At 71.3% G+C, this 24,094-nt stretch carries 30 protein-coding genes and 1 riboswitch; of the genes, 17 read left to right on the top strand and 13 right to left on the bottom strand.

Going from position 1 to position 24,094, the window contains the following annotated elements; translation table 11 throughout:
- The first annotated feature begins 1 nt into the window (after position 1).
- Genes ACQP2X_RS07760 through ACQP2X_RS07745 form a run of 4 tightly spaced genes read left to right on the top strand, consistent with a single transcriptional unit; the run spans position 2 to position 2,197 of the window.
- Positions 2-871: a metal ABC transporter permease gene (locus ACQP2X_RS07760; RefSeq protein ID WP_498695351.1), complete on the top strand. Its 870-nt coding sequence runs from the start codon at positions 2-4 to the stop codon at positions 869-871.
- A gap of 2 nt (positions 872-873) precedes the next feature.
- Positions 874-1,164: an ArsR/SmtB family transcription factor gene (locus ACQP2X_RS07755; protein WP_097320218.1), complete on the top strand. Its 291-nt coding sequence runs from the start codon at positions 874-876 to the stop codon at positions 1,162-1,164.
- Positions 1,161-1,562 (top strand): Fur family transcriptional regulator, encoded by a 402-nt coding sequence (locus tag ACQP2X_RS07750; RefSeq protein WP_498695350.1) that lies wholly within the window; start codon positions 1,161-1,163, stop codon positions 1,560-1,562. Before ACQP2X_RS07755 ends, ACQP2X_RS07750 begins: the two co-directional genes overlap by 4 nt.
- A gap of 26 nt (positions 1,563-1,588) precedes the next feature.
- A complete protein-coding gene (locus tag ACQP2X_RS07745) occupies positions 1,589-2,197 on the top strand; it encodes a hypothetical protein (protein ID WP_498695349.1) in 609 nt (202 codons plus the stop codon).
- Here the strand turns inward: ACQP2X_RS07745 and ACQP2X_RS07740 are convergent.
- Positions 2,163-2,687: a DUF6328 family protein gene (locus ACQP2X_RS07740; protein ID WP_498695348.1), complete on the bottom strand. Its 525-nt coding sequence runs from the start codon at positions 2,685-2,687 to the stop codon at positions 2,163-2,165. The two genes, ACQP2X_RS07745 and ACQP2X_RS07740, sit on opposite strands and share 35 nt — an antisense overlap.
- 52 nt (positions 2,688-2,739) lie before the next feature.
- A complete protein-coding gene (locus ACQP2X_RS07735) occupies positions 2,740-3,558 on the bottom strand; it encodes an alpha/beta fold hydrolase (RefSeq protein ID WP_498695346.1) in 819 nt (272 codons plus the stop codon).
- A gap of 42 nt (positions 3,559-3,600) precedes the next feature.
- Positions 3,601-3,705, top strand: a riboswitch (TPP riboswitch).
- On the opposite strand from ACQP2X_RS07735, the gene ACQP2X_RS07730 reads away from it, so the two are divergent.
- The 3 genes from ACQP2X_RS07730 to ACQP2X_RS07720 all read left to right on the top strand — a co-directional run bounded on the left by ACQP2X_RS07730 (position 3,704) and on the right by ACQP2X_RS07720 (position 6,575).
- Entirely contained in the window at positions 3,704-4,276 is a 573-nt protein-coding gene (locus ACQP2X_RS07730) for an ECF transporter S component (RefSeq protein WP_498695345.1), read from the top strand. Its footprint overlaps the riboswitch before it by 2 nt.
- Before the next feature lie 18 nt (positions 4,277-4,294).
- Positions 4,295-5,716: an ABC transporter ATP-binding protein gene (locus ACQP2X_RS07725; RefSeq protein WP_498695343.1), complete on the top strand. Its 1,422-nt coding sequence runs from the start codon at positions 4,295-4,297 to the stop codon at positions 5,714-5,716.
- A 55-nt stretch (positions 5,717-5,771) separates the two neighbouring features.
- A complete protein-coding gene (locus tag ACQP2X_RS07720; protein ID WP_498695342.1) occupies positions 5,772-6,575 on the top strand; it encodes an energy-coupling factor transporter transmembrane component T family protein in 804 nt (267 codons plus the stop codon).
- 5 nt (positions 6,576-6,580) lie between these two features.
- Here ACQP2X_RS07720 and ACQP2X_RS07715 read toward each other — a convergent pair whose 3' ends face one another.
- Positions 6,581-7,141 (bottom strand): TetR/AcrR family transcriptional regulator, encoded by a 561-nt coding sequence (locus ACQP2X_RS07715; protein ID WP_498695341.1) that lies wholly within the window; start codon positions 7,139-7,141, stop codon positions 6,581-6,583.
- 85 nt (positions 7,142-7,226) lie between these two features.
- On the opposite strand from ACQP2X_RS07715, the gene ACQP2X_RS07710 reads away from it, so the two are divergent.
- The 4 genes from ACQP2X_RS07710 to ACQP2X_RS07695 are packed head-to-tail and all read left to right on the top strand — an operon-like array spanning position 7,227 to position 11,451.
- Entirely contained in the window at positions 7,227-8,399 is a 1,173-nt protein-coding gene (locus tag ACQP2X_RS07710; RefSeq protein WP_498695340.1) for a saccharopine dehydrogenase family protein, read from the top strand.
- A 22-nt stretch (positions 8,400-8,421) separates the two neighbouring features.
- Positions 8,422-9,168 (top strand): SDR family oxidoreductase, encoded by a 747-nt coding sequence (locus ACQP2X_RS07705; RefSeq protein ID WP_498695339.1) that lies wholly within the window; start codon positions 8,422-8,424, stop codon positions 9,166-9,168.
- A gap of 46 nt (positions 9,169-9,214) precedes the next feature.
- A complete protein-coding gene (locus ACQP2X_RS07700; RefSeq protein ID WP_498695338.1) occupies positions 9,215-10,804 on the top strand; it encodes a sensor histidine kinase in 1,590 nt (529 codons plus the stop codon).
- Positions 10,805-10,836: 32 nt separating this feature from the next.
- Complete coding sequence (locus ACQP2X_RS07695) at positions 10,837-11,451, top strand: response regulator (RefSeq protein ID WP_498700848.1); 615 nt, start codon at positions 10,837-10,839, stop codon at positions 11,449-11,451.
- Here the strand turns inward: ACQP2X_RS07695 and ACQP2X_RS07690 are convergent.
- Complete coding sequence (locus tag ACQP2X_RS07690; RefSeq protein WP_498695336.1) at positions 11,448-12,164, bottom strand: ABC transporter permease; 717 nt, start codon at positions 12,162-12,164, stop codon at positions 11,448-11,450. The genes ACQP2X_RS07695 and ACQP2X_RS07690 overlap by 4 nt on opposite strands.
- A complete protein-coding gene (locus ACQP2X_RS07685) occupies positions 12,161-12,865 on the bottom strand; it encodes an ABC transporter ATP-binding protein (RefSeq protein ID WP_498695335.1) in 705 nt (234 codons plus the stop codon). The genes ACQP2X_RS07690 and ACQP2X_RS07685 overlap by 4 nt, the downstream gene beginning before the upstream one ends.
- A 174-nt stretch (positions 12,866-13,039) precedes the next feature.
- Here ACQP2X_RS07685 and ACQP2X_RS07680 point away from each other — a divergent pair, with 174 nt between their 5' ends.
- The 3 genes from ACQP2X_RS07680 to ACQP2X_RS07670 are packed head-to-tail and all read left to right on the top strand — an operon-like array spanning position 13,040 to position 16,199.
- The gene (locus tag ACQP2X_RS07680) at positions 13,040-14,758 is read left to right on the top strand and encodes a twin-arginine translocation signal domain-containing protein (protein ID WP_498695332.1); all 1,719 of its coding nucleotides are present in this window, start codon (positions 13,040-13,042) and stop codon (positions 14,756-14,758) included.
- Complete coding sequence (locus tag ACQP2X_RS07675) at positions 14,755-15,258, top strand: hypothetical protein (protein ID WP_498695331.1); 504 nt, start codon at positions 14,755-14,757, stop codon at positions 15,256-15,258. Before ACQP2X_RS07680 ends, ACQP2X_RS07675 begins: the two co-directional genes overlap by 4 nt.
- A gap of 23 nt (positions 15,259-15,281) precedes the next feature.
- Positions 15,282-16,199 (top strand): 5,10-methylenetetrahydrofolate reductase, encoded by a 918-nt coding sequence (locus ACQP2X_RS07670; RefSeq protein ID WP_498695329.1) that lies wholly within the window; start codon positions 15,282-15,284, stop codon positions 16,197-16,199.
- On the opposite strand, the gene ACQP2X_RS07665 is transcribed toward ACQP2X_RS07670, so the two are convergent.
- From ACQP2X_RS07665 to ACQP2X_RS07650, 4 genes are all read right to left on the bottom strand, one after another.
- Complete coding sequence (locus ACQP2X_RS07665; RefSeq protein WP_498695328.1) at positions 16,188-16,661, bottom strand: hypothetical protein; 474 nt, start codon at positions 16,659-16,661, stop codon at positions 16,188-16,190. The genes ACQP2X_RS07670 and ACQP2X_RS07665 overlap by 12 nt on opposite strands.
- Positions 16,662-17,020: 359 nt before the next feature.
- Complete coding sequence (locus ACQP2X_RS07660) at positions 17,021-19,051, bottom strand: hypothetical protein (RefSeq protein ID WP_498695326.1); 2,031 nt, start codon at positions 19,049-19,051, stop codon at positions 17,021-17,023.
- A 12-nt stretch (positions 19,052-19,063) separates the two neighbouring features.
- Positions 19,064-19,306: an aldo/keto reductase gene (locus tag ACQP2X_RS07655; protein ID WP_498695324.1), complete on the bottom strand. Its 243-nt coding sequence runs from the start codon at positions 19,304-19,306 to the stop codon at positions 19,064-19,066.
- Positions 19,210-19,905 carry an aldo/keto reductase gene (locus ACQP2X_RS07650; protein WP_498695322.1) on the bottom strand — a complete coding sequence of 232 codons (696 nt, stop codon included), beginning with the start codon at positions 19,903-19,905 and terminating at the stop codon, positions 19,210-19,212. Before ACQP2X_RS07650 ends, ACQP2X_RS07655 begins: the two co-directional genes overlap by 97 nt.
- Positions 19,906-19,945: 40 nt before the next feature.
- Between ACQP2X_RS07650 and ACQP2X_RS07645 the strand changes: the two genes are divergently transcribed.
- On the top strand, positions 19,946-20,614 hold the full coding sequence (locus tag ACQP2X_RS07645; protein WP_498695320.1) for an NADPH-dependent F420 reductase: 669 nt from the start codon (positions 19,946-19,948) through the stop codon (positions 20,612-20,614).
- A 14-nt stretch (positions 20,615-20,628) separates the two neighbouring features.
- Here the strand turns inward: ACQP2X_RS07645 and ACQP2X_RS07640 are convergent, their stop codons facing one another.
- Together ACQP2X_RS07640 and ACQP2X_RS07635 are read right to left on the bottom strand one after the other, a co-directional pair.
- Positions 20,629-21,111, bottom strand: a complete 483-nt coding sequence (locus tag ACQP2X_RS07640; RefSeq protein WP_498695318.1) for a PIN domain nuclease — start codon at positions 21,109-21,111, stop codon at positions 20,629-20,631.
- Positions 21,108-21,314 carry a type II toxin-antitoxin system VapB family antitoxin gene (locus ACQP2X_RS07635; RefSeq protein WP_498695317.1) on the bottom strand — a complete coding sequence of 69 codons (207 nt, stop codon included), beginning with the start codon at positions 21,312-21,314 and terminating at the stop codon, positions 21,108-21,110. Before ACQP2X_RS07635 ends, ACQP2X_RS07640 begins: the two co-directional genes overlap by 4 nt.
- A 171-nt stretch (positions 21,315-21,485) precedes the next feature.
- Between ACQP2X_RS07635 and ACQP2X_RS07630 the strand changes: the two genes are divergently transcribed.
- Both ACQP2X_RS07630 and ACQP2X_RS07625 read left to right on the top strand, forming a co-directional pair.
- Positions 21,486-21,779, top strand: a complete 294-nt coding sequence (locus ACQP2X_RS07630; RefSeq protein WP_097320239.1) for an MTH1187 family thiamine-binding protein — start codon at positions 21,486-21,488, stop codon at positions 21,777-21,779.
- Entirely contained in the window at positions 21,776-22,453 is a 678-nt protein-coding gene (locus ACQP2X_RS07625) for an HAD family hydrolase (protein ID WP_498695313.1), read from the top strand. The genes ACQP2X_RS07630 and ACQP2X_RS07625 overlap by 4 nt, the downstream gene beginning before the upstream one ends.
- Here the strand turns inward: ACQP2X_RS07625 and ACQP2X_RS07620 are convergent.
- Together ACQP2X_RS07620 and recO are read right to left on the bottom strand one after the other, a co-directional pair.
- Positions 22,440-23,222, bottom strand: a complete 783-nt coding sequence (locus tag ACQP2X_RS07620) for an isoprenyl transferase (RefSeq protein WP_498695311.1) — start codon at positions 23,220-23,222, stop codon at positions 22,440-22,442. The two genes, ACQP2X_RS07625 and ACQP2X_RS07620, sit on opposite strands and share 14 nt — an antisense overlap.
- On the bottom strand, positions 23,219-23,998 hold the full coding sequence (gene recO, locus ACQP2X_RS07615) for a DNA repair protein RecO (RefSeq protein WP_498695310.1): 780 nt from the start codon (positions 23,996-23,998) through the stop codon (positions 23,219-23,221). The genes ACQP2X_RS07620 and recO overlap by 4 nt, the downstream gene beginning before the upstream one ends.
- Positions 23,999-24,094: the final 96 nt, after the last annotated feature.

The following is a 24,094-nucleotide window of genomic DNA, read 5'->3' as shown; positions in this document are numbered from 1 at the left end:
AATGGATCTTTTCCAGTACGACTTCATGATGCGAGCCCTGGCCGGCGCGCTCATCATCGGCCTGGCCGCGCCCTCGCTCGGCATCTACCTGGTGCAGCGGCGGCTGTCGCTGATCGGCGACGGCATCGGCCACGTCGCCCTGACCGGCGTCGGCGTGGGCCTGCTGCTCAACCAGTCACCCGTGCTGGCCGCGGTGATCGTCTCGGCGGCCGGCGCCATCGGGGTCGAGCTGATCCGCGAGCGCGGCCGCACCTCGGGCGACCTCGCCCTGGCCCTGCTGTTCTACGGCGGCATCGCCGGCGGCGTGGTGCTGGTCTCGCTCTCCGACGACGCCAGCAGCAACAGCCTGATCCAATATCTGTTCGGCTCGCTCATCACGACGTCGCCGACCGACATCGCGCTGATCGCCGTGCTGGGCGCGCTCGTGCTGATCGCGATGCTGGCTTTCCGGCCCGCGCTGTTCGCGGTCTGCAACGACGAGGAGTACGCCCGGGTGAGCGGCCTGCCCGTCCGTACGCTCAATCTCCTGATGGCCGTGACCACCGCCGTCACCGTGACCATCGCCATGCGGACCGTCGGGTTGTTGCTGGTCTCGGCCCTGATGGTCATCCCGGTGGCCGCCGCCCAGCAGGTGACCAGGGGCTTCCGCAGCACGATGGTGGCCGCCATGCTGATCGGCGTCGGCGCGGCCGGTGCCGGCGTCGTCTTCTCGGCCGAGGTGGACACCCCGCCCGGCGCGACCACGGTCATCCTGGCCCTGGCCATCTTCGTGGCGATCGCCGTCGGCGGCGCGACCTGGCGGGTCCTGCGCCGCCGGGCCCAGCCGCCCCGCGAGGTGGAGCCCCCTGACGTGGTTCTCCAGGAGGCCTGACAATGGGTTACGAGGCATTCGAGCCGGCCGGCGAGCTGCTGCGGGCGCTCTCGGCCCCGATCCGCGTCGCGATCGTGGCCGAGCTGGGCGCCGGCGAGCGCTGCGTGCACGAGCTGGTGGAGAAGCTGGGGGCGCCGCAGCCGCTGGTGTCGCAACATCTGCGGGTGCTGCGCGGCGCGGGCGTGGTGCGAGGTGCACGACGGGGCCGGGAGATCGCATACTCCCTGGTGGACGACCACGTCGCGCACATCGTCGCCGACGCCGTCAGCCATGCGAGGGAGGTTCGTTCGTGAGCACCGAGAGTCAGCAGCGCAACACCAAGCAGCGCAGCGCGGTCAGCGCCGTGCTGGCCGAGACCGAGGGCTTCAACAGCGCTCAGGAGCTGCACGCCATCCTGCGGGAGCGGGGTGAGCGGGTGGGGCTGACCACCGTCTACCGCACGTTGCAGGGCCTGGCCGACGCCGGCGAGATCGACGTGATGCGCCCGCCCGGCGGCGAGCACCTCTACCGCCGGTGCAGTCAGGGCCACCATCACCACCTGGTGTGCCGTTCGTGCGGCCGCGCGGTCGAGGTGGAGGGCCCGGCCGTGGAGTCGTGGGCCGACAAGGTGGCCGGCAAGCACGGCTTCGTCGACGTCTCGCACACGATGGAGATCTTCGGAACCTGCCCCGATTGTGCGGCCGCGCGGTAGGACCGTCTACGTGGGACCCTGACCGCGTGAAGCTCTATGCCGACAGGATCCCCACCGCCGTCCGCCAGCTGATCACCGACATCGCCGTGGTGATCTGGGTCTACCTCTGGGTTCGCGCCGGCCTGTGGGTGCACGACATGGTCGAGAAGCTGGGCGTTCCCGGCGCCAAGCTGGAGAGCGCGGGCGGCGGCATCGCCGACAACCTGGCCGACGCGGGCGGCAAGGTGGGCCGGGTGCCGCTCGTCGGCGACCAGCTGGTCAAGCCGTTCACGGGCGCCGCCGACGCGGCCCGCAATCTGGCCGACGCCGGCCGCCAGCAGCAGGAGATCGTCGACCAGATGGCGATCATCATGGCCCTGGCCGCGGTTGCCGTGCCGCTGGCGCTGGTCCTTTTCCTGTGGCTGCCGCTGCGGATCCGCTGGATCCGCCGGGCCGGCGTCGCCACCTCCGTGCGGAACGAGCCCGCCGGCCGCGACCTGCTCGCCCTGCGGGCCCTGGCCGGCCAGCCCCTCAACCGGCTGGCCAAGATGGGCCCGGACATCGCGCAGAGCTGGCGCAACGGCGACCCGGAGGCGGTCGACGCCCTGGCCGAGCTGGAGCTCAGGCGTCTCGGCCTGAAAGCTTCTCGTCGCTAGCCCGCGCGTAGTCCTCCTCGTCGTCCTCGTCGTCCTCGTCGATCCAGTTGCGGCGCAGCCACGGGATGCCCGCCCAGAAGGTGAGGAAGAAGAGGCCGGTGAGGGCGCTGAAGACGAAGGCGATCGGCCGGTCCAGGATGAAGTCGGTCACCAGCAGGACGCTGGCCACCATCGAGACCAGCAGGAAGGCCAGGCCGCCGGTCGCCATCCGGTGGGCGTAACGGACCAGCTCGGGCTTGCGGCCCTGGCGGAACAGCGCCCGGTGGAAGGCGACCGGCGCGATGATCATCGCGGTGGCGCCGGCGGCGGCCAGCAGCGCCACGACGTACGTGTCCTTCTGGAATTGCGTGACCTTGGGGAAGCCGTTGCTGAACGGCAGGGTCAGCAGGAAGGCGAACAGGATCTGGATGCCGGTCTGCGCGACCCGCAGCTCCTGGAGGAGATCGGCGAAGTTGCGGTCCCAGCGTTGTTTCTCCGACTCGTGCTTCATCCGCGGCTTCTCGGGTGGCATGCCGCGACGGATACCCCAAGATGAACGTGAATCAAACTCCCTGGATACGCGTGATGGCGGCCTCGGACAGGGCGGACGCCGCCTGCTCGGGCACCCAATGGCTGATACCGCGCATAGCGACCATTTGGTAGTCGGCGTCGACCCAGTCCCGGGTGCGCAGCGCCGCGGTCAGCGAGACCACGCCGTCCTGGTCGCTCCAGACGTACGTGGTGGGCACGCGGATCAGGCGTACGTCCTTGAGCTGGTCGAAGGTCAGCGCCCGGTACCAGTTCAGCCCGCCGGTGAGGCGGCCCGGCTCGCGGTTGGCCTCGACGTAGAGCTCGGCCCGCTCGCCGATCGGCTTGAGCATCCAGCGCAGGGTGGCGGCGTCGCGGGCGAGCAGCAACCGCTCGGCCACTGGCGACTGGAAGACCTTGAAGTAGGCCAGCCGGGCCCGCTGGGCCGGGCGGACCCGCAACGCGAGTTGCAGCGCCTTGGGATGCGGGACGGAGACGGCGGTGAGGGTGCGCACCCGCTCGGGATGCCAGGCAGCGAGCATCCAGCCGACGTTGGCGCCCCAGTCGTGACCGATGACGTGCGCCGACTCCAGTCCGAGGGCGTCGAGCACGCCGACCGCGTCGGCGACGGCTTCGGTGATCCGGTACGCCCCGACGTCCGCCGGGCGGGCGCCTGGTGAGACACCGCGCTGATCCATGGCGTACGTCCTCAGACCCACCGCGTGCAGTTTCGGCGCGAGAAGATCGAACTCGCGGTGGTCCTGCGGGAAGCCGTGCAGCAGCAGAACCGGGTCGCCCTCCGACGGGCCACCATCGAAGACGTCGAATGTCAAACCTCGGGCCTTGATCTCCATGTGTGATCACTCCCTCGCAGTGTTAACGTCATCGAAAGTAATGCACGCCGACAGGGGAGCGCACAGCGCTGAGAGTGCGGGTGACACCGCAGACCCTCGTACCTGATCTGGGTAATGCCAGCGCAGGAAGCTCGGGAGGAACCACATGAGCAACCGATGGCGCACCATCGACATCGTCATCTCCTCGATCATCGCCGTCGCCTTCGGCGTGATCTTCTGGGCCTGGGGCCTGCTCTGGAACGGCCCCGCCGACGCCATTCCGCTGCCCGGCCGGTGCGTGATCTACGGCGTCTGGCTGGTGCCGGCCGTGCTCGGCGCGCTGATCGTCCGCAAACCGGGCGCCGCTTTCTACACCCTCACCCTGGCCGCCCTGGTGTCGGCCGCCATCGGCACGAGCTGGGGCTGGACGCTGGTCATCCAGGGCCCGCTCGAGGCCCTCGGGGCCGAGCTGGTGTTCGCCGCCTTCGCCTACAAGGTCTACAACCTGCCGGTGGCCCTGCTCGCGGCCACCACGGCCGGGCTGGTGGCATCGGTCTACGACGCCTTCGTCTGGTACGGCGGCACGTCGTGGGCCACCATGCGGATCTGGTACATCGTCATCACCGCGCTGTCGTCGCTGGTGATCGCGGGTCTCGGCAGCGTCGCGCTGACCCGCGCGCTGGCGCAGACAGGTGTTCTCGACCGCTTCGCGGCGGGGCGTTCGCGCGCACTCGTCTGATCTGGTGTCATTCCCGGCATGAGTGAGGTCGTCCTCCGCGGTTTCGGCTGGCGGCACGCGGGCCGTCGCGCCTGGGCCGTCCGCGACGTCGACCTGCGGATCACGCACGGCGAGCGGGTGCTCCTGCTCGGTCCCTCCGGGGCCGGCAAGAGCACCCTGCTGGCCGCGCTGGCCGGCCTGCTGCCGGACGACTCGGGCGAGGCCGAGGGCGTCATCGAGATCGACGGCCTCGACCCGCGCAAGGCCCGCGACCAGGTCGGCATCGTCTTCCAGGATCCGCAGACCCAGCTCGTGATGGCCCGCAGCGGCGACGACGTGGCGTTCGGCCTGGAAAATCGCGGTGTGCCGCCGGCCGACATCTGGCCGCGGGTCAGCGACGCGCTCGACCGCGTCGGCTTCCCCTATCCGATCATCCGCTCGACCGCGGCCCTGTCCGGCGGCGAGGCGCAGCGCCTGGCCCTGGCCGGGGTGCTCGCCCTGCGCCCGCGACTGCTGCTGCTCGACGAGCCGACGGCCAACCTCGATCCGGACGGTGCCGTGCTGGTCCGCGAGGCCATCGCCGCCCTGCGCCTGGACGCCTCCATGATCATCGTGGAGCACCGGGTGGCCGAGGCGCTGCCGCTGGTCGACCGCGTGGTGGTGCTGGAGCCGGGCGGGGGCGTGCGGGCCGACGGCGCGCCCGAGGTGGTGTTCGCGGCCTACGGCGATCGCCTGGCCGACGAGGGCGTCTGGGTTCCGGGCTTCACGATTCCCCCGCTCAAATCAAGGTCAACGGCCGATCCTTCCCTCGTACGCACGGAGCAGGCCACAGTCGCAGGGCGCCTGGCCCCCGTGGCGCTCGGCGTCGGCGAGGGCGAGGTCCTGGCCGTGACCGGCCCCAACGGCGCCGGCAAGTCGACGCTCGCGCTGCTGCTGGGCGGCCTGCTCGCCCCCACGGCGGGCCGGGTGCACGCGTTCGGCGACCCGAAGCCCCCGCACCGCTGGCGGGCGGCCACGCTCACCGGCCGGATCGGCTCGGTCTTCCAGAACCCGGAGCACCAGTTCGTGACCACACGCGTCGCCGACGAGCTGGCCCTGGGCCCGCGCCGGCTGGGCCGCTTCGACCAGCGGGTGATCGACGACCTGCTGGAGCGGCTGCGCCTCACGAAGCTGGCGGCGGCCAACCCGTACACCCTCTCCGGCGGCGAAGCCCGCCGTCTCAGCGTGGCCACCGCCCTGGCCACCGCGCCCCGGCTGCTGGTGCTCGACGAGCCCACGTTCGGCCAGGACCGCCGCACGTGGATCGAGCTGGTCACCCTGCTGGCCACGCTGCGCGACGACGGCCACGCGATCGTCGCCGTGACCCACGACGACGACTTCGTCCAGACCGTCGCCGACCGCACGTTCCCCCTGGGCACCCCGCGGCTGCCCGACCCGCTCCCCCGCCGGCGGCGCTTGTGAGCCGCCTCCGGCACACCCACGCCGGCCCCGCGGCCCTCATCGCCCGGCGGCGCCGATGAGCTTCGTTCTTCAGCCCGTGGCCGACCCCGCGGCGCCGCTGGCCCGGCGCAACCCGACGGCCAAGCTGGGCGCGGCGCTGCTGTTCACGCTGCCCCTGCTGTCCACTCTCGACCCGCTGACCCCGGCCATCGCCCTGGCGATCGAGCTGGCGGTGCTTCCTCTTTTCGGCGTACGCCTGTCCGTCCTGGCCCGCCGAGCCTGGCCGCTCCTGATCGCCGCGCTGGGCCTGCTGGCCACCATGGTCCTGTTCGCGGCCGACCGGGGCGGCCGCCTGCTGCTCGACCTGGGCCCGTTCGACATCACCACCGGCGTGCTGCTGTCGGCCCTCGGCCTGATCCTGCGCCTGTTCGCCATCGCCGTCCCCGGCGTGATCGTCTTCGCCACCACCGACCCCACCGACCTGGCCGACTCCCTGGTTCAGAACGCCAAGGCCCCACCCCGCTTCGCCATCGGCGCCCTGGCCGCCTTCCGCCTGCTCCCCCTGCTCGACCAGGAGTGGCAGATGATCACCTTGGCCCGCCGGGCCCGCGGCGTGGACGCCGGCCGCAACCCGATAGCGGCTCTCCGCCTGTTCATCTCCACAGCGTTCGCCTTGCTGGTCGGCGCCCTGCGCCGGGGCGGCCGCCTGGCCGTGGCCATGGACGCCCGCGGCTTCGACTCCGGCATCGCCCGCACCTACGCCCGCCGCCAGGTCTTCACCACCGCCGACACGGCCCTGCTGCTGGGCGCGCTCGCCCTGTCTGCCGTCGCCCTCGGCACGAGCATCGCCCTGGGCCTCTTCCGCCCGATCATCGGCTGACCCCGTCAGGCGATCGCCTCACGGAGGGAGGTCAGAGCGTCCTCGATGATGGCGATGAGGGTGCGGTCGCCGGGCTGGTCGAGCCACTCGTCGAAGGAGACGAACAGCAGCATCACGGCGGTCTCGGCCAGCAGGGCGGACTGAAGGGGCGCGACGCCCCGGGCCTCGAAGCCGGCGCTCACGGCGGCCCTCAGGGAGTCTCGTTTGCGCAGGTCGCGCTCGCGGAGGCCGGGATCGGAGCGGACGATCTCCCGCCGCACGCGCAGCTCGTCGCGACGGCTCTCGAAGCGGGCGGCGGTGACGGCACGGAGGCCCTCGAGGATCACGGTCATCGGTGCGGCGGCGGGCGGGGCCTCCTCGATCATGCGGGTGGCCATGGCCGGGATCTCGTCGCCGCCGAAGAGCACCTCGCGCTTGTCGGCGAAGTGCCGGAAGAACGTGCGGGTGGTCAGGCCGGCCCGCGCGGTGATCTGCGGAACCGTGGTCGCCGCGAAGCCCTGCTCGACGAAGAGCTCGACGGCCGCTTCCTCGAGGCGCTCACGCGCGCCGGGCCGCCATCTGCTCACACCCGCCATCCTACGTGATGACATCACGTGTCATCACGGCTACAGTCATGACACGCCATGTCATCACCTTCCGGGGAGCGCCGTCATGACCGACGAAGTCTGGATCCTGGGCGGCACGGGCCGCAGCGCCCGCGCCATCGCCACCGAACTCCTGCGCCGGGGCATCACCCCCACGCTGCTGGGCCGCGACGCCACCCGCCTGACCGCAGCCGCCACAAGCATCGCCACCGCCGCGCCCTCCGCTCCCACCCCGACCTCCGGCGCCGACCCGGCCCCCGGAAGCGGCGCGCCGAGCGCCGACCGCGTCCGCACGCTGGTCGCGCGCACGGTGGAGGAGGCCGCGGAGGAGATCCGGCGGCAACGGCCCGCTGTTGTGATCAACACGGTCGGGCCGTTCGGGGCGACGGCCGGGCCGATCATCCGGGCCTGCCTGCCGGCCAGTCACTACGTCGACCTGGCCAATGACGTCGCCGCCGTCACGGGCGTACTCGGGCTGCATGAAGCCGCCACCCAAGCCGGGCGTTCGCTGATCACCGGCGCCGGCTTCGGCGTGACCGCCACGGAAAGCGTCGTGGTCAAGCTGTGCGCGGACCGTCCCACTCCTTCGGACGTCCGCGTCGACATGATCCCTTCGCTGGCGATCGAGACCGGGCGTCTCGGTGAGGCCCTCGCCGCCACGATCCTGGAAGGGCTTCCCGGTGTGGCCGGCGGCCGGCGGTTCCAGGGCCGCCGCTACCGTGACGGCCGGCTCGCCCCGGCCCGGCTGGCCGGTGACGCCACGACCCTGACCCTGCCCGACGGCTCGCCGGTGACCACCGCCGGCATGCCGCTCGGCGAGCTCGTCGCCGCCCAGCGCGCCAGCGGTGCCCCCTCGGTGACCGCCGCGTCCAGCGAGGCGCCGACCGCTCCCCTCGCCCGCGCGCTCCTGCCCTTCGCCGCCTCCCTCCTCGCCTTCGCCCCGCTGCGCTCGTTCGCCGTCCGCCGCCTGGCCGCCGTCGAGGTCGAAGCCCGCCCCCGCCCGCGTGAGCACTCATGGGGCCACGCCCGCGTCACCTGGCCCGACGGCACCGTCCGCGAGGGCTGGCTGCGCCTCGGCGACGCCCAGGACTTCACCGGCGCCGTCCCGGCCGAGGTCACCCGCCGCCTGCTGGCCGGCGAGGGCCGTCCCGGCGCCTTCTTCCCGGCCGCCCTGTTCGGCCCGTCCCTGGCCGAATCCTGCGGCGCCGAATACGTGCCGGCTGCGTTACCGTCGGCGTGACCACTCCGAGAGGGGACTCGTCATGCGTATCGCGGTCGCCGGCGCCTCCGGGAACATCGGGGCCCGTACCGTCGCGGCTCTGGAACGGGACGGGCACGAGGTCGTACGGATCAGCCGCTCGCACGGCGTCGACCTGCTCCAGGAGGACGCGATCGGCGACACCCTGTCCGGTGTGGACGCCGTCGTCGACACCCTGAACGGCCCGGCGGCCGACCCCATGGAGGCCATCACCTGGCTCACCACCGCCACCCGGCACCTGCTCGCGGCCGAGGAACGGGCCGGCGTCCGCCACCACGTCCTGCTGTCGATCGCCTGCCTGTACCGGGTCGGCGGCAACGCCCACTACGCCGCCAAGCGCGCACAGGAACAGGTCGTCACCGAGGGCCCGATCCCCTGGACCATCGTCCCGGCCACCCAGTTCCACGACTTCGCGGCCATGGTCGCCGCCCGCACCGAACGCGACGGCTCCGCCACCCTCGCACCCCTGCTCCTCCAGCCGGTCGCCCCCGACGACGTCGCCGACGTGCTGGCCGAGCTCGCGGCGGGCGAACCGCGGGGCCGCTACGCCGACCTGGCCGGCCCCGAGCCGCAGGACATGGTCGACATGGCCCGCCGCACCCACCAGGCTCAGGGGCGTTCGGTGAAGCTGATCCCCACCTGGGACGGCGCCTTCAGCACCGAGATGGCCGGCAAGGTCATGCTCCCCGATCCCGGCCACGTGCGGATCGCGCCCACCACCTTCGACCAGTGGCTGGCCCAGCAGACCTGACTTTCGGCAGTACCCCGGGCGGGACGGCCCTGGTTAGCCTGACCGGATGGGTGCTCGGCGGGAGTGGATGGTCGACGGGCTGCTCGGGCTGGCGCTGGCGGCGCCGGTGGTGGCCAACCAGTCCACGCGCGGGAGCGTCGCCGGATGCGCGGCCGCCGTCGTGGTCAGTGTGGCGGCGACCGTGCTGGGGCGGCGATGGCCCCTCGCCGGGTGCCTGGCCGTCGTGCTGGCCACCGTCGTGGACGGCAACTTCGCCTTCGGGATCCCGGTGCACAGCTATCTGGTCGGGCTGCGCACCGAGCGGGTCCGGCCGGTGGCGGCCGCCTTCGCCCTGATCGCGGTCGCGGGCACGGTCTTCAACCTCGGCGTGCTCGGCGTGGGGCCGGCCGAGTGGTTCCAGCTGGTGATGTTCCTGCTGATCCTGGGCATCTTCCCGTGGCTGGCCGGCCGCTACCGGGCGCAGCGCGGGCGGCTCGCGGCGGCCGGCTGGGAGCGGGCGGCCCGGCTGGAGTCGGAGCGGCGCATGGTGGTGCTGCGGGAGCGGTCGCGGATCGCACAGGAGATGCACGACTCGCTCGGTCACGAGCTCAGCCTGATTGCGCTCGGCGCGGGCGCCCTGGAGACCAGCCCCGACGTGCCGGAGGAGCGGCGGGCGACGGCCACCCGCATCCGCGAGTCGGCGGCCACCGCCACCGACCAGCTCCGCGAGATCATCGGCCTGCTGCGCGACCCCGGCGAGGCGGCGCCCTTGGAGCCGGTGGACGATCCGGTCGAGTCACTTGTGGACAACGCCGCACGGGCCGGCATGCCCGTCACCATGAGACGCACCGGCGATCCGGGTCCGGCCGCCGTCGAGCGCACGGCTTACCGGGTGGTCAGGGAGGCGCTCACCAACGCGAGCCGTCACGCCCCCGGCGCACCGATCACGGTCGAGGTGACGCGCATCGGCAGCAAGTCCGCAATTACGGTGACAAATCCGGCAATAGGGGGTCGCCCAGAGAGGGTGGGGACGAGCGCGCGGAGGGGTGGAAGCGCGGGGACCGGCCAGGGCGCGCGGAAGAGCGAAAGCGCGAGGACCAGCCAGAGCGCGCGGAAGGGTGAAAGCGCGGGGACCAGCGAGGACGCACGGACGGGTGAGAGCGCGGGCGAGGCGGGAGGGAACGCCGCGGGAACGGCTGAGGTGGGTGGGCTCGGGCTGGTGGGGCTGCGTGAACGCGTACGGCTCAATGGCGGGACCCTGACCGCCGGACCGCGACCCGGCGGGGGTTTCCGGCTGGAGGCCGAGATTCCGCACAGAGCCGCGCCGGCGGCCGACGAGCCCGTCGTGGAGATGAAGCGGCGGGTGCGGCGCAGCCTGGCCGCGGCCGTGCTCACCCCGGCCGCGCTGGCCCTGGTCACCGCGGTGGCCTACTACCCGTTCGCGGCGAACGGCTCGGTGCTGAGCGGTGACGCTTTCGAACGGATGCCGCTGGGCGCCGCTCGCGCCGACCTCGACCTTCCCGAACGGCAGGCCTGGGTGCGCGATCCGGAACCGGGTTGCGAGTACTACAGCGACGGCAACTTCCCGCTCGCCGACCCCACCTTCCGGCTGTGCTTCGACGGCGGCCGGCTCGTACGGAAGGACCGCGTGGCGTGAGCATTCCCGTTCTGATCGCCGACGACGAGGCGATGATCCGGGCCGGCATCCGCGCGATCCTGGCCAACGACACCGAGATCGAGGTGGTCGGCGAGGCCGGCGACGGCGCCGAGGCGGTCGAGGCGGTCCGCCGGCACCGGCCGGCCGTGGTGCTGATGGACATCCGGATGCCGCGGCTGGACGGGCTGGCCGCGACGGCCGAGATCCGCCGCCTGGCGCCGGAGACCGGGGTGGTCGTGCTGACGACGTTCGGCGAGGACGAGTACATCGTCAAAGCCGTCGCCTCCGGCGCCGCCGGGTTTCTGCTCAAGGCGGGCGATCCGCGCGAGCTGACCGCCGGCGTACGGGCGGTGGCCGCGGGCGCCGCCTACCTGTCGCCGAAGGTCGCGCATCGGGTGATCACCGAGCTGGCCGGCCCGCGCCTGCACGCGGGCGCGGCCGCCCGCGACCGGGTGGACGGCCTGACCGAGCGCGAACGCGAGGTGCTGGCCCTGGTCGGCGCGGGCCTGTCCAACGCCGAGATCGCCCGCCGCCTGTTCCTGGTCGAGGGCACCGTGAAGGCGTACGTGAGCAGCCTGCTCAGCCGTCTCGGCGTCCGCAACCGGGTCCAGGCGGCGATCCTGGCCTACGAGGCGGGCCTGGTCTAGGCGTCGCGGCGCTTGAGGACGCGCCACCCCACAACGACGGCGGCCGCGGTCCATCCCATGAGAATCAGAAGACCTACGGCTGGGGGGTACGGGTCGGAGTCGCCGTACAGGAAATGATTGCCCGCAACCCCGGGGAACGCATCCGCAATGCCGTTCAGAACGGAAATGTCGGGAATCTGCAACAGGGGCGGAACCACCACGATCACCATCAGCAGCACGACCAGCGTGACCACCGGCCCGCGCAGCGCCGCGGCCAGCCCCGTGGCCAGGATACTCAGACCAGCCAGATAAATGCCGATTTTGGCCGCGCCGCCGGGAATGCCGGATGAATTGTCCGCAATGCCCGCCGCGACCACACCGCCGAGCAGCCCCACGGCCACCCCGGCCACGAGGGTGACGACCGCGACGACAGCGATCTTGGCCGACAACAGGCGGCCCCGCGACGGAACCCAGCTCACCGTGGCCCGGATCGTCCCCGCCGAATACTCGCTGGTCATCACCAGCATGGCCAGCGCCACGAAGGCGAGCTGCGCGATCGCGACGGACAGCACCGCCACATCACCCGCCGTCGACGCCGACACATCGCCGTTCTCGACGTAGAGGGCGTTCTGCCCCGCGGCCGCCGCCATCAGCACGAACGCCGCCAGCAGGGCCCACCAGATCGTCCGCGTCGTCCACAGCTTCGTCCACTCCGAACTGATCGCCGCTCTCATGCCGCACTCTCCGTCAGCTCGTAGTAGGCGTCCTCGAGCGAGCCGTGCCCGCCCAGCAGCTCGTCCATCGGCGCGTCGGCCAGCAGCCGCCCCTTGCCGATCACCACGAGATGCGACGCCGTCATCTGCATCTCGGTCAGCAGGTGGCTCGACACGAAGACCGTCCTGCCCTCGGCCGCCAGATCGCGCAGCAGCCCACGGATCCAGCGGACCCCGTCCGGATCGAGCCCGTTGACCGGCTCGTCCAAAATCAGCACCGCCGGATCGCCGAGCAGCGCCCCGGCCAGGCCGAGCCGCTGGCCCATGCCGAGCGAATACGTGCCGGTCCGCTTCCGGGCCGCGTCACCGAGCCCGACCATCCCCAGCACCTCGTCGACGCGCCCGGCCGGAACGGCGTTGCTGCGCGCCATGGCCAGCAGATGGTTGCGCCCGGTCCGCCCCGGATGCGCGGCCTTCGCCTCCAGCACCGCGCCCACCTCCCGCAGCGGCCACCGGTGCTCGGCATAAGGCCGGCCGCCGACCAGCGCGCTCCCCGAGGTGGGCCGGTCCAGGCCGAGCACCATCCGCATCGTCGTCGACTTGCCGGCCCCGTTCGGCCCGAGGAACCCCGTGACCCGCCCCGGCCGCACCTCCAGGTCGAGACCGTCGACCGCGAGCGTCCGCCCGTACCTCTTCGTCAGTTTTCGCAGCGTTATCGCCATGACCGGAACGCTAGGAGCGCGGGTGGGGCCGGCACCCGACACCAACGGCAGCGATCGACCTTACGAAAGTAATTTCCCCGCACGTCACTAGATCGACAGCGGGCGTTGGCGTGATCACGACAACGTGTGCCAGGAAGAGCATGTGTCTATCTCTCAGCTGGGAGAAACATCGTCATGGGTCACGGCCACGACCACGAGCACGACCACACGCACGAGAGCGCCGGAGGCGACGTCGCCCCCGCTCTCGACCTGAGCATCCCGGACAGCGAGCTCTCGCCGTCCGACGTCTCCCGGCGCGGTTTCCTGCGCGGCGCGGGCCTGCTGGGCGCCGGCGCCGCCGCCTCGGTGCTCGCCGTGCCCTCGGCCGCCCAGGCCGCGGGCCTGCCGCACTCGCACGGCCCGGTGGGCGGTGGTTCGGACAAGGGCGGGTTCAAGTGGCTCGCCGGCGACCACCACATCCACACGCAGTACAGCTCGGACGCCCAGTACCGGGTGATCGACCAGGCCGGGCACGGCCGCGCGTTCGGTCTCGACTGGGTCGTCATCACCGACCACGGCAGCGTCGCGCACGCCAAGATCGGCGTGGAGAAGGTCAACCCGGACATCGTCAAGACCCGGGAGACGTACAAGGACCTCCTGACCTTCCAGGGTCTGGAGTGGAACATCCCGGCCGCCGAGCACGCGACCGTCTTCGTGACCCCGAGCCGCAACGAGGTCTCGGTTCTCAAGCAGTTCGAGAACGCGTACGACGGCAACCTGCTGCCGGCCACCAACACGACCGAGCAGAACGAGGCGGCCGCGATCGCCGGCATCAAGTTCCTCGGTTCCCAGGTCCGCGCCCGCAAGATCGACGGCGCCCTGTTCCTGGCCAACCACCCGGCCCGCCGCGGCATCGACTCGCCGCACGAGATCCGCAACTGGCGTGACGCCGACCCGTCGGTGGCCGTCGGCTTCGAGGGCGCGCCCGGTCACCAGGCCGCCGGCATCCCGGCCCCGAACGGGCGCGGCGGCGCCCGCGGCTACTACGACAACAACCCGTCGGCCGCGTCGTTCCCGGGCTACCCGCTGGAGAGCTACCGCACGTGGGGTGGCTTCGACTGGATGACCGCCACCGTCGGCGGCCTGTGGGACAGCCTGCTCGCCGAGGGCAAGGCGTGGTGGATCACCGTCAACTCGGACTCGCACGTCAACTATCTGGACCAGTCGGACCGGGGACCGGACAGCAACTTCGACGTCAACGGCAAGTACAACGACCCGGTCTACACCGGCAAGACGCTGACCACGGCCGGTGACTTCTGGCCGGGCTTCTACGGCCGCACGAACGTCGGCGCCACCTCGTTCGGCTACAAGGCGGTCATGGACGGCCTGCGCGCCGGCCGCGTCTGGGTCGACCACGGCCGTCTGATCAAGGGCCTGGACGCGCGGGTGCGCACGGCCGGCGACCGCCGCTCGTCCACCGGCACCCCGCTCGGCGGCGTGCACCAGGTCAAGCGGGGCACCAGCACCGAGCTGACCCTCGAGATCGACCTGCAGGACGTGCCCAACTGGGCCCAGTTCGTGCCGGTCCTCAAGCGGGTCGACGTGATCGTCGGCACCATCACCGGCCCGGTGAAGGACAAGGACGCGTTCCAGGCCCCCGACACCAAGGTGGTCAAGTCCTTCGAGATCAGCGCGGGCGCCAAGAAGGTGTCGCTGAGCTTCGCGCTGGGCCGCCTGGACAAGCCGTTCTACGTCCGCGTCCGCGGCACCGACGGCAAGCGCACGCAGCCCGGCCTGCTCGGCCCGTCGGTCGACGCCAACGGTCCCAAGCTCGACGTCGTGGGCGACGCCGACCCGTGGGGCGACCTGTGGTTCTACACCAACCCGATCTTCGTCCTCCCGTCGGGCCGGTGACGTTGTACCGCTCAGTGGCGTCCACGCCGTCGTCGGTGACCGGGGTCAGCCTCGGTCACCGCACGACGGCGGAAGCCGACCACTGGATCCTGTCGCTGGACCCGCCGCCGTCGCTGGCCTGCACGCACCTGGTGCAGAGCCCGTTCCCGCACGTCGCGATCAGCGTCGTTTCACCGGAGTCCCCGCCCACCGAGCCCGGCCTCCAAGCAGCGGCCGACGCCGCTTCGTCCGGAAAATTCGGGCGCGCCGTGATTTTTCAGGGCAGCGACCAGCTGGTCGGCCGACTCACGGTCAGCGAGATTCTGAAGATCAGCGCGATCGACCGGGTCGAGGTGCTGGGTTCCGGCGTGGCGTCCGACGGCGACATTGTGGACACCCGTGATTTCGTACGACCGCAATACCGCAACGGCGAGCTGGTACTGACCACCACGCCGGCCGTCGGCGGGGTGCTCGTCCCGTTCGAAACGCGGGATCCGACCCCCTGCTGCGCCGACCACTGACCAGCGCTTCCTACGCTGGTCGGATGTCTCTGCAGTCCAAGCTCGAGCAGGCCACGGGCGGGGTGATGCTTTTCGGCGTCACCCCGCCCCGCCGCAGCGCCACACCGGAGAAGGTCAAGGAGATCGCCGAGGTCACCGTCCGGCGGCTGGCCGGCCTCGATCTCGACGGCCTCATCCTGTACGACATCGACGACGAGTCGGACCGGAACCCGGACGAGCGCCCGTTCCCCTACCTGCCGACCATGGACCCCGCGGTCTTCCACGCGTCCTTCCTGGGCGATTGGGACAAGCCCGCGGTCATCTACCGCTGTGTCGGCAAATACGCGCCGGATGATCTGGGTGCGTGGATGGCTTCGGCCGACCCGAACGTGCTGAGCGTCTTCGTGGGCGCCTCCTCGGGCGACAAAGAGGTCCGTACGACCTTGCGCCAGGCCCAGGAGCTACGCGCCGCCGTACGCCCGAATCTGCCCTTGGGTTCCGTGGTGATCGGAGAACGGCACGCCCGCAACGGCGACGAGCACCACCGCATGATCGCCAAGCAGCGCCGCGGCAGCACGTTCTTCGTCACCCAGGTCATCTACGACCTGAACGAGACGAAGAACCTGCTCACCGACTACTTCTACGAGTGCGCGGCCCAGGACCTGATGCCCCGCCCGGTCATCTTCACCCTGTCCTTGTGCGGCTCGGAGAAGACGCTGGAATTCCTCAAGTGGCTGGGCGTGGACGTTCCGCGCTGGCTCGCCACCACGTTGAGCCACTCGGCCGATCCGCTGGCCGACTCGTACCGCGAGACCATGGCCATCGCCCGCGACCTGCACGGCTTCTGCACCCGCCTGGGCCTGCCGTTCGGCTTCCACGTCGAGAGCGTCTCCATCCGCCGGGCCGAGATCGAGGCCGCCACCGACCTGGCGGCCGAGGTGGCCACCCTGCTACGCACCTGACGCCACCAGCTCGGCGCGGCGCCGCTCCACAGCCGCGCCGAGCTCCACCGGATCACACCCGGCCAGATGGTCACGGATCAGCAGATGCACGAAGCGGTACTCCGACTCGGTACGCACGAGCAGCATCCGATCGGCCGCGAACCGCAGAAAGGACCGCCGCCACGGATTCGGTTCACCGGCGATCCGGAACGCGAACCGCAGCGGGACCGACCCGGCGAGGACGAAGAAGAGCATGGCGATCATGAGGCCGAGGGCCGCGCCGATGACCACGCCCAGAAGGACGACCAGAACGGCCCGTTCCATGTGCCGGCCAGGGGGACGGCGAACAGCAACGGCATGCTGACCGCGATCCGTACCCGCCGGATCGTCCTTCTTCTCGCCCGCGGGTTCGTAGGCGGTCTCGTTCAGCACCAGCCAGAACACGGTGAGCACGGTCAGAACGCCGAGGACGCCACCCTGCACGGTCGCCCGATCGCTGACCAGCGGCCCTCGCCGTCGACCTCGAACCGGGGACCCCGACGCCCTCGCATCGCCCGGCGGAGGCCACGGCCAGGATGCGGAAGGCCTGGACGGCGCGCCGGGGAATCTCCACTTCACGGCTGTGGCGCCGTGCCAGCACCTCGATCACGTAGGCGGAGGGAACTCTGTGCAGCGGCTGGCGGACCGCGGACGGGCGTTCGTCGAAGGTCAGCCAGATCCGCCCGGCGAGCAGGCCGCCACGCCGTGCTTTGACGTGGGCTCGTCCGGCGGGTGTGGCGAGATCTCCGATCCGCCGGGGCGGCACTTGTCCCACAGCTCCAGCGCGACGACCAGGGCCACTCTCACCGCTCCGCGCGGCGCTGATCCACCGCCGTGCCGAGCCGTACCGGGTCGCAGCCGGCGAGGTGGTCGCGAATCAGCAGGTGAACGAAGCGGAAGCCCTCGTCGGTGCCGACCAGCAGGCTCCGGTCGGCCGCGAAGCGCAGCCGGGCGGCCCGCCACGGGTAGGGCTCGCCCAAGGCCCTCAGTGCAACCCAGGCCAGTACGCCCGGCGCGGGAACCACCGTGAGGAAGACGCCGAAGGAAAGCCCGACGAAAAGACCGGTGGCGAGGCCGCCGAGCATCGGCCAGGAGTCCGCCGCCCACCAGGTCGAGGTGGCCAGGAGCGGGGCGGCGACGATGGCCAGGACCGCCAGCCGGGTCGGCAGGTGCTGTCGCTGCGGTGGCCCGGCTGGGAAGCGCGCGGTGAGCGAGAAGAGGAGCAGGTTCGTCGTCGTCAGGACGCCCACCACCAGGCCGGTCCGCGCTCCCGGATCGAGGCCGCGCCACGCCACGAGCACGGCCGCCACCACGCCGTAGGCGAGGAGAAGGACGAAGGCGCGCCGTTCCAGATATCCGGCCCGGGCCATCATGACGACCGCGGCCAGCGCGACCAGGATGTTGATGACGGTCGCGGCCTGCCAGGATCCCGTGCTGTACCGGTCCCACCACACCAGGGCGGCCGCCACCGCCGAGCCGGTCATCGCCACCGCGATCGCGTAAATGATCACGACCGGCCACCGGAAGCGCGATCGCGCCGACGGCGGCGTCTCGGGGCGCCAGATCAGGAGGGGCGCCGCGGAGACGACGGCGACGACCATGCCCGGAACCCAGCCGGCGAACAGGGCCATCGTCACCGAGCAGATGACGGCGCCGATCGTGGCGCCCAGCGGCAGCAGCACGCGGCGGGCGACCTGGGCGGCCGGTTCGTCGAGCGCCTCGCCCAGGGTGACGAAGTTGAGCCGGGCCACCCGCGCGCCGGCGTCGAGGCGTACGGAAGCCCGGGCGAGCGACCGCACCACCCGCAGCAACCCCTCCGGGGTCTCGATCTCCTGCCCTCGGCGCCAGGCCAGCATCTCCACGACGTACGCGTCGAAGAGCGACCCCTGGTCCGGGCGGCCCCGGGCGATCCGCACCACGTCGAGCATCAGGGGCGTGGTCAGCAGCTCGCCCACCTCGCCGCCGGGCGCGTCGAGATAGGCGCCCGCCTCCTCCGGTGTCAGCGGCCGGATCGCCACCGCGCCCTGCAGACGAAGCCGCTCGGTGAGCCGCTCGTAGTCGGCTTCCCGGCTGCGGACGACGACGCTCGCCGCCTCCAGCCCGTTGATCTCCGAGACGCAGCGGTCGCGGTGGGACTCCCGTACCTCGTCCAGCCCGTCGAACAGCAGCACGAAGCGGTCGTCGTCGAGCCAGGCCCGCGCGACCGCCGGCGGAATCCGGTAGCGGTCGTCCAGTTGCGACTCGAGCCAGCTCCGGAAGTCGTCCGGCGCCCGGTCCGGCCGCCGCCACGACCAGCGCGGCTGCGACCAGTCGGCGAGGTCCAGCACGACGGGGATCCGCTCGCCTTCCCGGTCGAGGAGCGCGGCCGCGAGGTCGAGCAGCTGTGTGGTCTTGCCCGACCCGGGCGCCCCGAGGATCAGCATCGACCCGCTCATCTCGTCGAAGACGTCGATCACGCCGACGTCGCCGGAGAGCCGGAACTCGGTACCGCCGATCCGCTGCACCAGATGCACCGGCCGCCGAACCGCGCCGGGCCGCTCGTCCAACGTCAGCGGAATGCGTGCCGAGAGCAGCCCGCGCCGCCGCTGCGCGACGTAGTGTGTCACCCGGGCCAGCGCGAGCTCGACGTTACGTGGATCGAGCCGCCGCGCTCGTGGCTCGCCCGGCCGGTGCACGGGCAGAAGGAGGCAGAGCAGGGCCGCCGGCCACAACAGCACCTCGAACGGCCGCAGCGGCTCCGGCAGTTCCCCGCCGGTGGCCACGTTGACCGCGACCGGCACGATGATCAGCCCGCCCACCACACCGAGCACCACCCGCGCGGTCGCTCGGCCCATCCGCGCATTATCTCAGAGCATCGCCAGTTCCTCCGGGCTCAGCCGGATCGCCGCGGCCGCGATGTTCTCCCGCAGATGCCGCTCGTCACCGGTGCCGGGAATCGCCAGCACGTTGGGTCCTTGATGGAGCGTCCACGCGAGCCGCACCTGCTGAGGCGTCACACCGCGCGTGCGCGCGAGGCGGCGTACGGCCTCGTCATGGTCCTGGTTGGCCCCTTCCTCCCGCCGCGGCCCGGCAATCGCGAAGAACGGCACGAAGGCGATGCCCCTCGCGGCCAGCGCCGGCACCATGTCGTCATCGCGCCGCAGATCAAGGGCATAACTGTTTGTACGCAGACCACGGGCGCGATCGCGGAGGCCTCGTCCACCTGATCGAGCGTGGCGTTCGAGAGGCCGAGGTCGCGGATCAGCCCCTCGGCCCGCAGGCCGGCCAGCACCCCGAACCGCTCCGCCACCGAGCCGCCGCGCCGGGTCAGCCGCAGGTTGACCAGGTCGAGCCGTTCGACACCGAGCCGCCGCAGGTTCTCCTCGACGTGGGCGCGCAGGTCGGCCACCGTCTCCGCCCAGGGGCCGACCTTGGTCGCGATGACCAGTTCCCGGGGGTACGGCTCGAGTGCCTCCCGGATGAGTTCGGTGGCGAAACGCGGGGGCCCTTCACCGACCCCGAGGACGCCGCCCGGCGAGACGTAGAAGGCGGCGGTGTCGATGTGGTCGACCCCCAGCTCGACCGCCGTCCGCAACACCTTGATCGCGACCGAGGTGTCCGGCCGCGGGGTGAGCCGCATCGACCCGAACCCCATCCGGTTGACGACCCTGTCCCCGAGTTTCCACGTGCCCGCCGCGTCCGCATTCATGGACGGAATCATCCGCGATCGCCGGAGGTTGTCGCGGAGTATGACGACAATCGGTTTTATCGGCAGCGGTTACATCGGCGGCACCGTGGCACGGCTGGCCGTCGCCGCCGGCTACGACGTCGTGGTGAGCAATTCCCGCGGCCCCGAGACGCTCAAGGACCTGGTCGACGAGCTGGGCCCGAAGGCCCGCGCGGCCACCGCCACCGAGGCCGCCGCCGCGGGCGACATCGTCGTGGTGAGCGTCCCGTTCAAGGCGTACACCAAGCTCCCGGTCGCCGAGCTGACCGGCAAGGTGGTGCTGGACACGAACAATTACTACCCCCAGCGCGACGGCAACGTCGAAGCCCTGGACACCAAGCAGACCACCAGCGCGTCCCTGGAGCAGGCCCACCTGACCGGCGCCACTCTGGTCAAGGTCTTCAACAACATCAACTTCAAGCACCTGGCCTCCCTGGCCCGCCCCGCCGGCTCCCCCGAGCGCTCAGCCCTCCCGATCGCCGGCGACGACGAGGCCGCCAAGAAGACCACCACGGAGTTCCTCAACGCCATCGGCTACGACGCGGTCGACACGGGCTCCCTGTCGGAGTCGTGGCGCCAGGAGCCGGGCCAGCCCGTCTACGGCCCGCCCTACGGCACCTACGAGGACCCGATCGGCACCCCGGCGAACGCCGCCACCATCCGCGAGGCGCTAGCCGCCGCCCAACGCTGACGGCGGCTCGGTGTTCAGTTGATCGAGCCCGGCTCGGCGAGCCAGCAATGGGACTGCTTCGTGATGTCGGCGATGCGCTCGAAGTCGGCGTCATAGTGAAGCAGTTCCAGCCCATGCTCCCTGGCCGTCACGGCGGTGAGCAGATCGACCGGGCCGGCTGATCGATGTGCGCCCATTTCGGTCAAGGCGCCCTGGAGTTCTTCCGCCTCCTTGAAGACCTTCTCCGGCATTACCACCCAGCAGAACGTGTCTTGCAGCAGCTTCAACTGCCGGGCACGTTCTGCCCTGGACCGGACGGTATAGAGCAGCTCGATTTCGGTGATGGCGCATGTTGCCAACAGCCCTGCGGTCAGCCGGCGATGCCAGGTCGCCGCCACCGCCGGGTTGGTCAGAAGGCGAATCAGGGCACTCGTGTCGACCAGATATTCCGCCGGACTCGTCCGAGCCTTCTTCTCCGGTTTCTCCTCGGGAACCGTCGCTTCGCGCTTCGCGCTCATCGGGGCCGCTTCTTCACAAGAAGCTCGTCGAATTGCCCGGTCTCCGCGATCTTCACCAATTCCGCGAACGCCTTCGCACGCCGACTGCGCGCCGCGACCTCCCGAAGAGCCGCGTCGACGGTCTCCTCGGGCGTGGTGGTGCCGAAAAATTCAGCGGCCAAGTCCAGCGCATCTTGGTCGACTTCGACGCGAGTCTTGGCCATCAGTGCCTCCACTGGTCAGCTCACCTCCCCGAAATATAGCTGACTGGTCTCATGCCTACCTGGCATGCGACCAGAGTAGTCAAGCGACATCGATGCGGCAATGCCTGGCCGATGTCCATTCGAACAGGGGTTCGGTGTGATCAAGGCGGGGCGGGCTGAGACGATGGTGGGGTGCTTGTTGCCTTTTCTGTGACGCCGATCGGCGTGGGTGAGTCCGTGGGTGACCTGGTCGCCGAAGCTGTGCGGGTGGTGCGGGCCTCGGGGCTGCCCAACCGGACCGATGCCATGTTCACCACCATCGAGGGTGAGTGGGACGAGTGCATGGCCGTGGTCAAGCAGGCCGTGGAGGCCGTCGGGGCCAAGGGCGGGCGGGTCAGCCTGTCCCTCAAGGCCGACATCCGGCCCGGTGTGACCGACGGGCTGACGTCCAAGGTCGCCTACATCGAGAAGGTGCTCTCCGAGTGAGGCGCCTCGTCATGTGGGACATCGACTACACGCTGCTGCGCGGCGGCGGGGTGGCCGCCACCGCCTGGAAGGCCGCCTTCACCGAGCTCACCGGGGTGCCCTGGCGGGAGACGCCGATCTTCGGTGGGCGTACCGACATGGACATCTGCGCCGAGGTCTTCGCCACGCATGGTGTCACCGACTGCACGCCCGAGCGGTTCTTTCTGCGCTACGTGGAGAACGTTCACAGCACCCAGCATCTCTTCGCCGTGCAGGGCGCGCTGATGCCAGGCGTACGAGAGGTCCTCGCTCGTCTTGAAGCACAGCCCGGCGTCGTGCAGACGCTGGTCACCGGGAACGTCCCCGAGGTGGCCCGGGCCAAGGTGGCCGCGTTCGAGCTGAGCGCGTCCTTCGACGACGAGGTGGGCGGTTACGGCACCGACGACGCCGTGCGGGCCACGCTCGTGCGGCGCAGCCTGGAGCGGGCCGAGGCCAAGTACGGCGAGCGGTTCCGGCCCGTGGTCATCGGCGACACCGTCAACGACGTCACGGCCGCCCTGGCCAACGGCGCTCTCGCGGTGGCCGTCGCCACCGGCTCCACCGCGGCCGAGGAGCTGGCCGCGGCCGGCGCCCACGCCGTGCTGCCGGATCTGTCCGACGTGGACGCGACCGTGGAGCTTCTTACGTCGGGCTGACCGGGTTGGGCAGGGCGCCGCCGAAACGGCGGTCGCGGCTGGCGTACAGCTCGCACGCATACCAGAGGTGGCGGCGGTCGAAGTCGGGCCAGAGGGTGTCGAGATAGACCATTTCCGCGTACGCCGACTGCCAGAGCAGGAAGTTCGAGGTGCGCTGCTCCCCGGAGGGGCGCAGGAACAGATCGACCTCGGGCACCTCGGGGTGGTAGAGGTGTTTCGCGATCGTCTTCTCGCTGACCTTGTCGGGGTCGAGCCGGCCGGCGGCCACCTCGCGGGCGATCGCCGCCGCCGCGTCGGCGATCTCGGCCTGCCCGCCGTAGTTCACGCAGAACTGCAGGGTGAGCGTCTTGTTCTTCTTCGACATCTCCTGCGCCGTCTCCAGCTCGGAGATCACGCTTTTCCAGAGCCGGCCCCGGCGGCCCGACCACACGACCCGCACGCCGAGGTCGACCAGCTGGTCGCGGCGGCGGCGGATCACGTCGCGGTTGAAGCCCATCAGGAAGCGCACCTCCTCGGGTGACCGCTTCCAGTTCTCGGTCGAGAAGGCGTACGCCGAAAGATAGGGGATGCCCAGCTCGATGGCGCCCTCGATGGTGTCGAACAGCGAGTATTCGCCCTGCTCGTGACCCTTGGTGCGGGACAGGCCGCGCTCCTTGGCCCAGCGGCCGTTGCCGTCCATGACGATCGCGACGTGCTTGGGCAGCGCCGCCTTGGGCAGCGCGGGCGGCGTCACGCCGGAGATGTGCGGAGTGGGTGGACGCGGCGTCATGCGGTGGGACTCTCCCGTCGATCGACCAGCGGGAGCGAGCGCAGCGCCCGCTCCATGTGCCATTGCAGATGGGCGGCGACCAGGCCGCTGCACTCGCGGCGGACGCCGGCCTCGGCCGCGTCGGCGATCGACCAGTCGCCGACCGTCAGAGCGGACATCAGGCCCAGCGTGGCCGGGCTCGGGTGGGCGGCGCCCGGCGGACGGCAATCGGGGCAGACGGCTCCGCCCGCGGGGACGGAGAACGCCGCGTGCTGCCCGGGCGTGCCGCAGACGGCGCACTCGGCGATCGCCGGCGCCCAGCCGGCCACGGCCATGCCGCGCAGCAGGTACGCGTCGAGGACGAGGCTGCCCGCGTGCTCACCGACGGCCAGGGCCTTGAGCGCACCGAGGGTGAGCTGGAACAGGCGCAGGGACGGCTCGCGCTCGACCGGGGTGAGCCGCTCGGCCGTCTCGGCGATGGCCGAGGCCGCCGTATATCGCGGGTAGTCGCCCAGGAACTGCTTGCCGTAGAGCGCGACCGCCTCGACCTGGCTCACCGAATGCAGCGAGCTGCCCACCCCCTCGGGCGAGCCGGCCAGCTGAAGGTCGATGTGACCGAACGGCTCGAGCCGGGCCCCGAAGCGCGACGTGGTGCGCCGCACGCCGCGGGCGACCGCGCGCAGGCGGCCGTGGCGGCGGGTCAGCAGCGTGATGATCCGGTCGCTCTCGCCCAGTTTTTGCACGCGCAGGACCACCGCGTCGTCGCGGTAGAGATGGCGGCGGTATCCGGCGGGCACGACAGTCATTCTGCCCGGTGGGTACGACAGACCCTGACCCGGATCTCAGGGTCATCTCCGGGAGGGCTCCGATGGTGCCACGGGGTCACCGGGCCA

It is taken from the genome of Actinoplanes sp. CA-131856 (assembly GCF_050956135.1).
In the GTDB taxonomy this organism is placed as follows: domain Bacteria; phylum Actinomycetota; class Actinomycetes; order Mycobacteriales; family Micromonosporaceae; genus Actinoplanes.
Note: the sequence above shows the minus strand (reverse complement) of the source record. Positions and strands in the feature narration are given on the sequence as shown.

Excerpts from the sequence above, each read along its gene's own strand:
- ACQP2X_RS07645 (WP_498695320.1), top strand. The coding sequence starts at position 19,946 with ATGACGACAATCGGTTTTATCGGCAGCGGTTACATCGGCGGCACCGTG.
- ACQP2X_RS07690 (WP_498695336.1), bottom strand. The coding sequence starts at position 12,164 with ATGAGAGCGGCGATCAGTTCGGAGTGGACGAAGCTGTGGACGACGCGG.
- ACQP2X_RS07650 (WP_498695322.1), bottom strand. The coding sequence starts at position 19,905 with ATGAATGCGGACGCGGCGGGCACGTGGAAACTCGGGGACAGGGTCGTC.
- ACQP2X_RS07640 (WP_498695318.1), bottom strand. The coding sequence starts at position 21,111 with ATGAGCGCGAAGCGCGAAGCGACGGTTCCCGAGGAGAAACCGGAGAAG.
- ACQP2X_RS07685 (WP_498695335.1), bottom strand. The coding sequence starts at position 12,865 with ATGGCGATAACGCTGCGAAAACTGACGAAGAGGTACGGGCGGACGCTC.
- ACQP2X_RS07725 (WP_498695343.1), top strand. The coding sequence starts at position 4,295 with ATGAGTGAGGTCGTCCTCCGCGGTTTCGGCTGGCGGCACGCGGGCCGT.
- ACQP2X_RS07735 (WP_498695346.1), bottom strand. The coding sequence starts at position 3,558 with ATGGAGATCAAGGCCCGAGGTTTGACATTCGACGTCTTCGATGGTGGC.
- ACQP2X_RS07695 (WP_498700848.1), top strand. The coding sequence starts at position 10,837 with ATGATCCGGGCCGGCATCCGCGCGATCCTGGCCAACGACACCGAGATC.
- ACQP2X_RS07670 (WP_498695329.1), top strand. The coding sequence starts at position 15,282 with ATGTCTCTGCAGTCCAAGCTCGAGCAGGCCACGGGCGGGGTGATGCTT.
- ACQP2X_RS07720 (WP_498695342.1), top strand. The coding sequence starts at position 5,772 with ATGAGCTTCGTTCTTCAGCCCGTGGCCGACCCCGCGGCGCCGCTGGCC.
- ACQP2X_RS07730 (WP_498695345.1), top strand. The coding sequence starts at position 3,704 with ATGAGCAACCGATGGCGCACCATCGACATCGTCATCTCCTCGATCATC.
- ACQP2X_RS07740 (WP_498695348.1), bottom strand. The coding sequence starts at position 2,687 with ATGAAGCACGAGTCGGAGAAACAACGCTGGGACCGCAACTTCGCCGAT.
- ACQP2X_RS07660 (WP_498695326.1), bottom strand. The coding sequence starts at position 19,051 with ATGGGCCGAGCGACCGCGCGGGTGGTGCTCGGTGTGGTGGGCGGGCTG.
- ACQP2X_RS07635 (WP_498695317.1), bottom strand. The coding sequence starts at position 21,314 with ATGGCCAAGACTCGCGTCGAAGTCGACCAAGATGCGCTGGACTTGGCC.
- ACQP2X_RS07680 (WP_498695332.1), top strand. The coding sequence starts at position 13,040 with ATGGGTCACGGCCACGACCACGAGCACGACCACACGCACGAGAGCGCC.
- ACQP2X_RS07705 (WP_498695339.1), top strand. The coding sequence starts at position 8,422 with ATGCGTATCGCGGTCGCCGGCGCCTCCGGGAACATCGGGGCCCGTACC.
- ACQP2X_RS07760 (WP_498695351.1), top strand. The coding sequence starts at position 2 with ATGGATCTTTTCCAGTACGACTTCATGATGCGAGCCCTGGCCGGCGCG.
- ACQP2X_RS07700 (WP_498695338.1), top strand. The coding sequence starts at position 9,215 with ATGGGTGCTCGGCGGGAGTGGATGGTCGACGGGCTGCTCGGGCTGGCG.
- ACQP2X_RS07755 (WP_097320218.1), top strand. The coding sequence starts at position 874 with ATGGGTTACGAGGCATTCGAGCCGGCCGGCGAGCTGCTGCGGGCGCTC.
- ACQP2X_RS07620 (WP_498695311.1), bottom strand. The coding sequence starts at position 23,222 with ATGACGCCGCGTCCACCCACTCCGCACATCTCCGGCGTGACGCCGCCC.
- ACQP2X_RS07710 (WP_498695340.1), top strand. The coding sequence starts at position 7,227 with ATGACCGACGAAGTCTGGATCCTGGGCGGCACGGGCCGCAGCGCCCGC.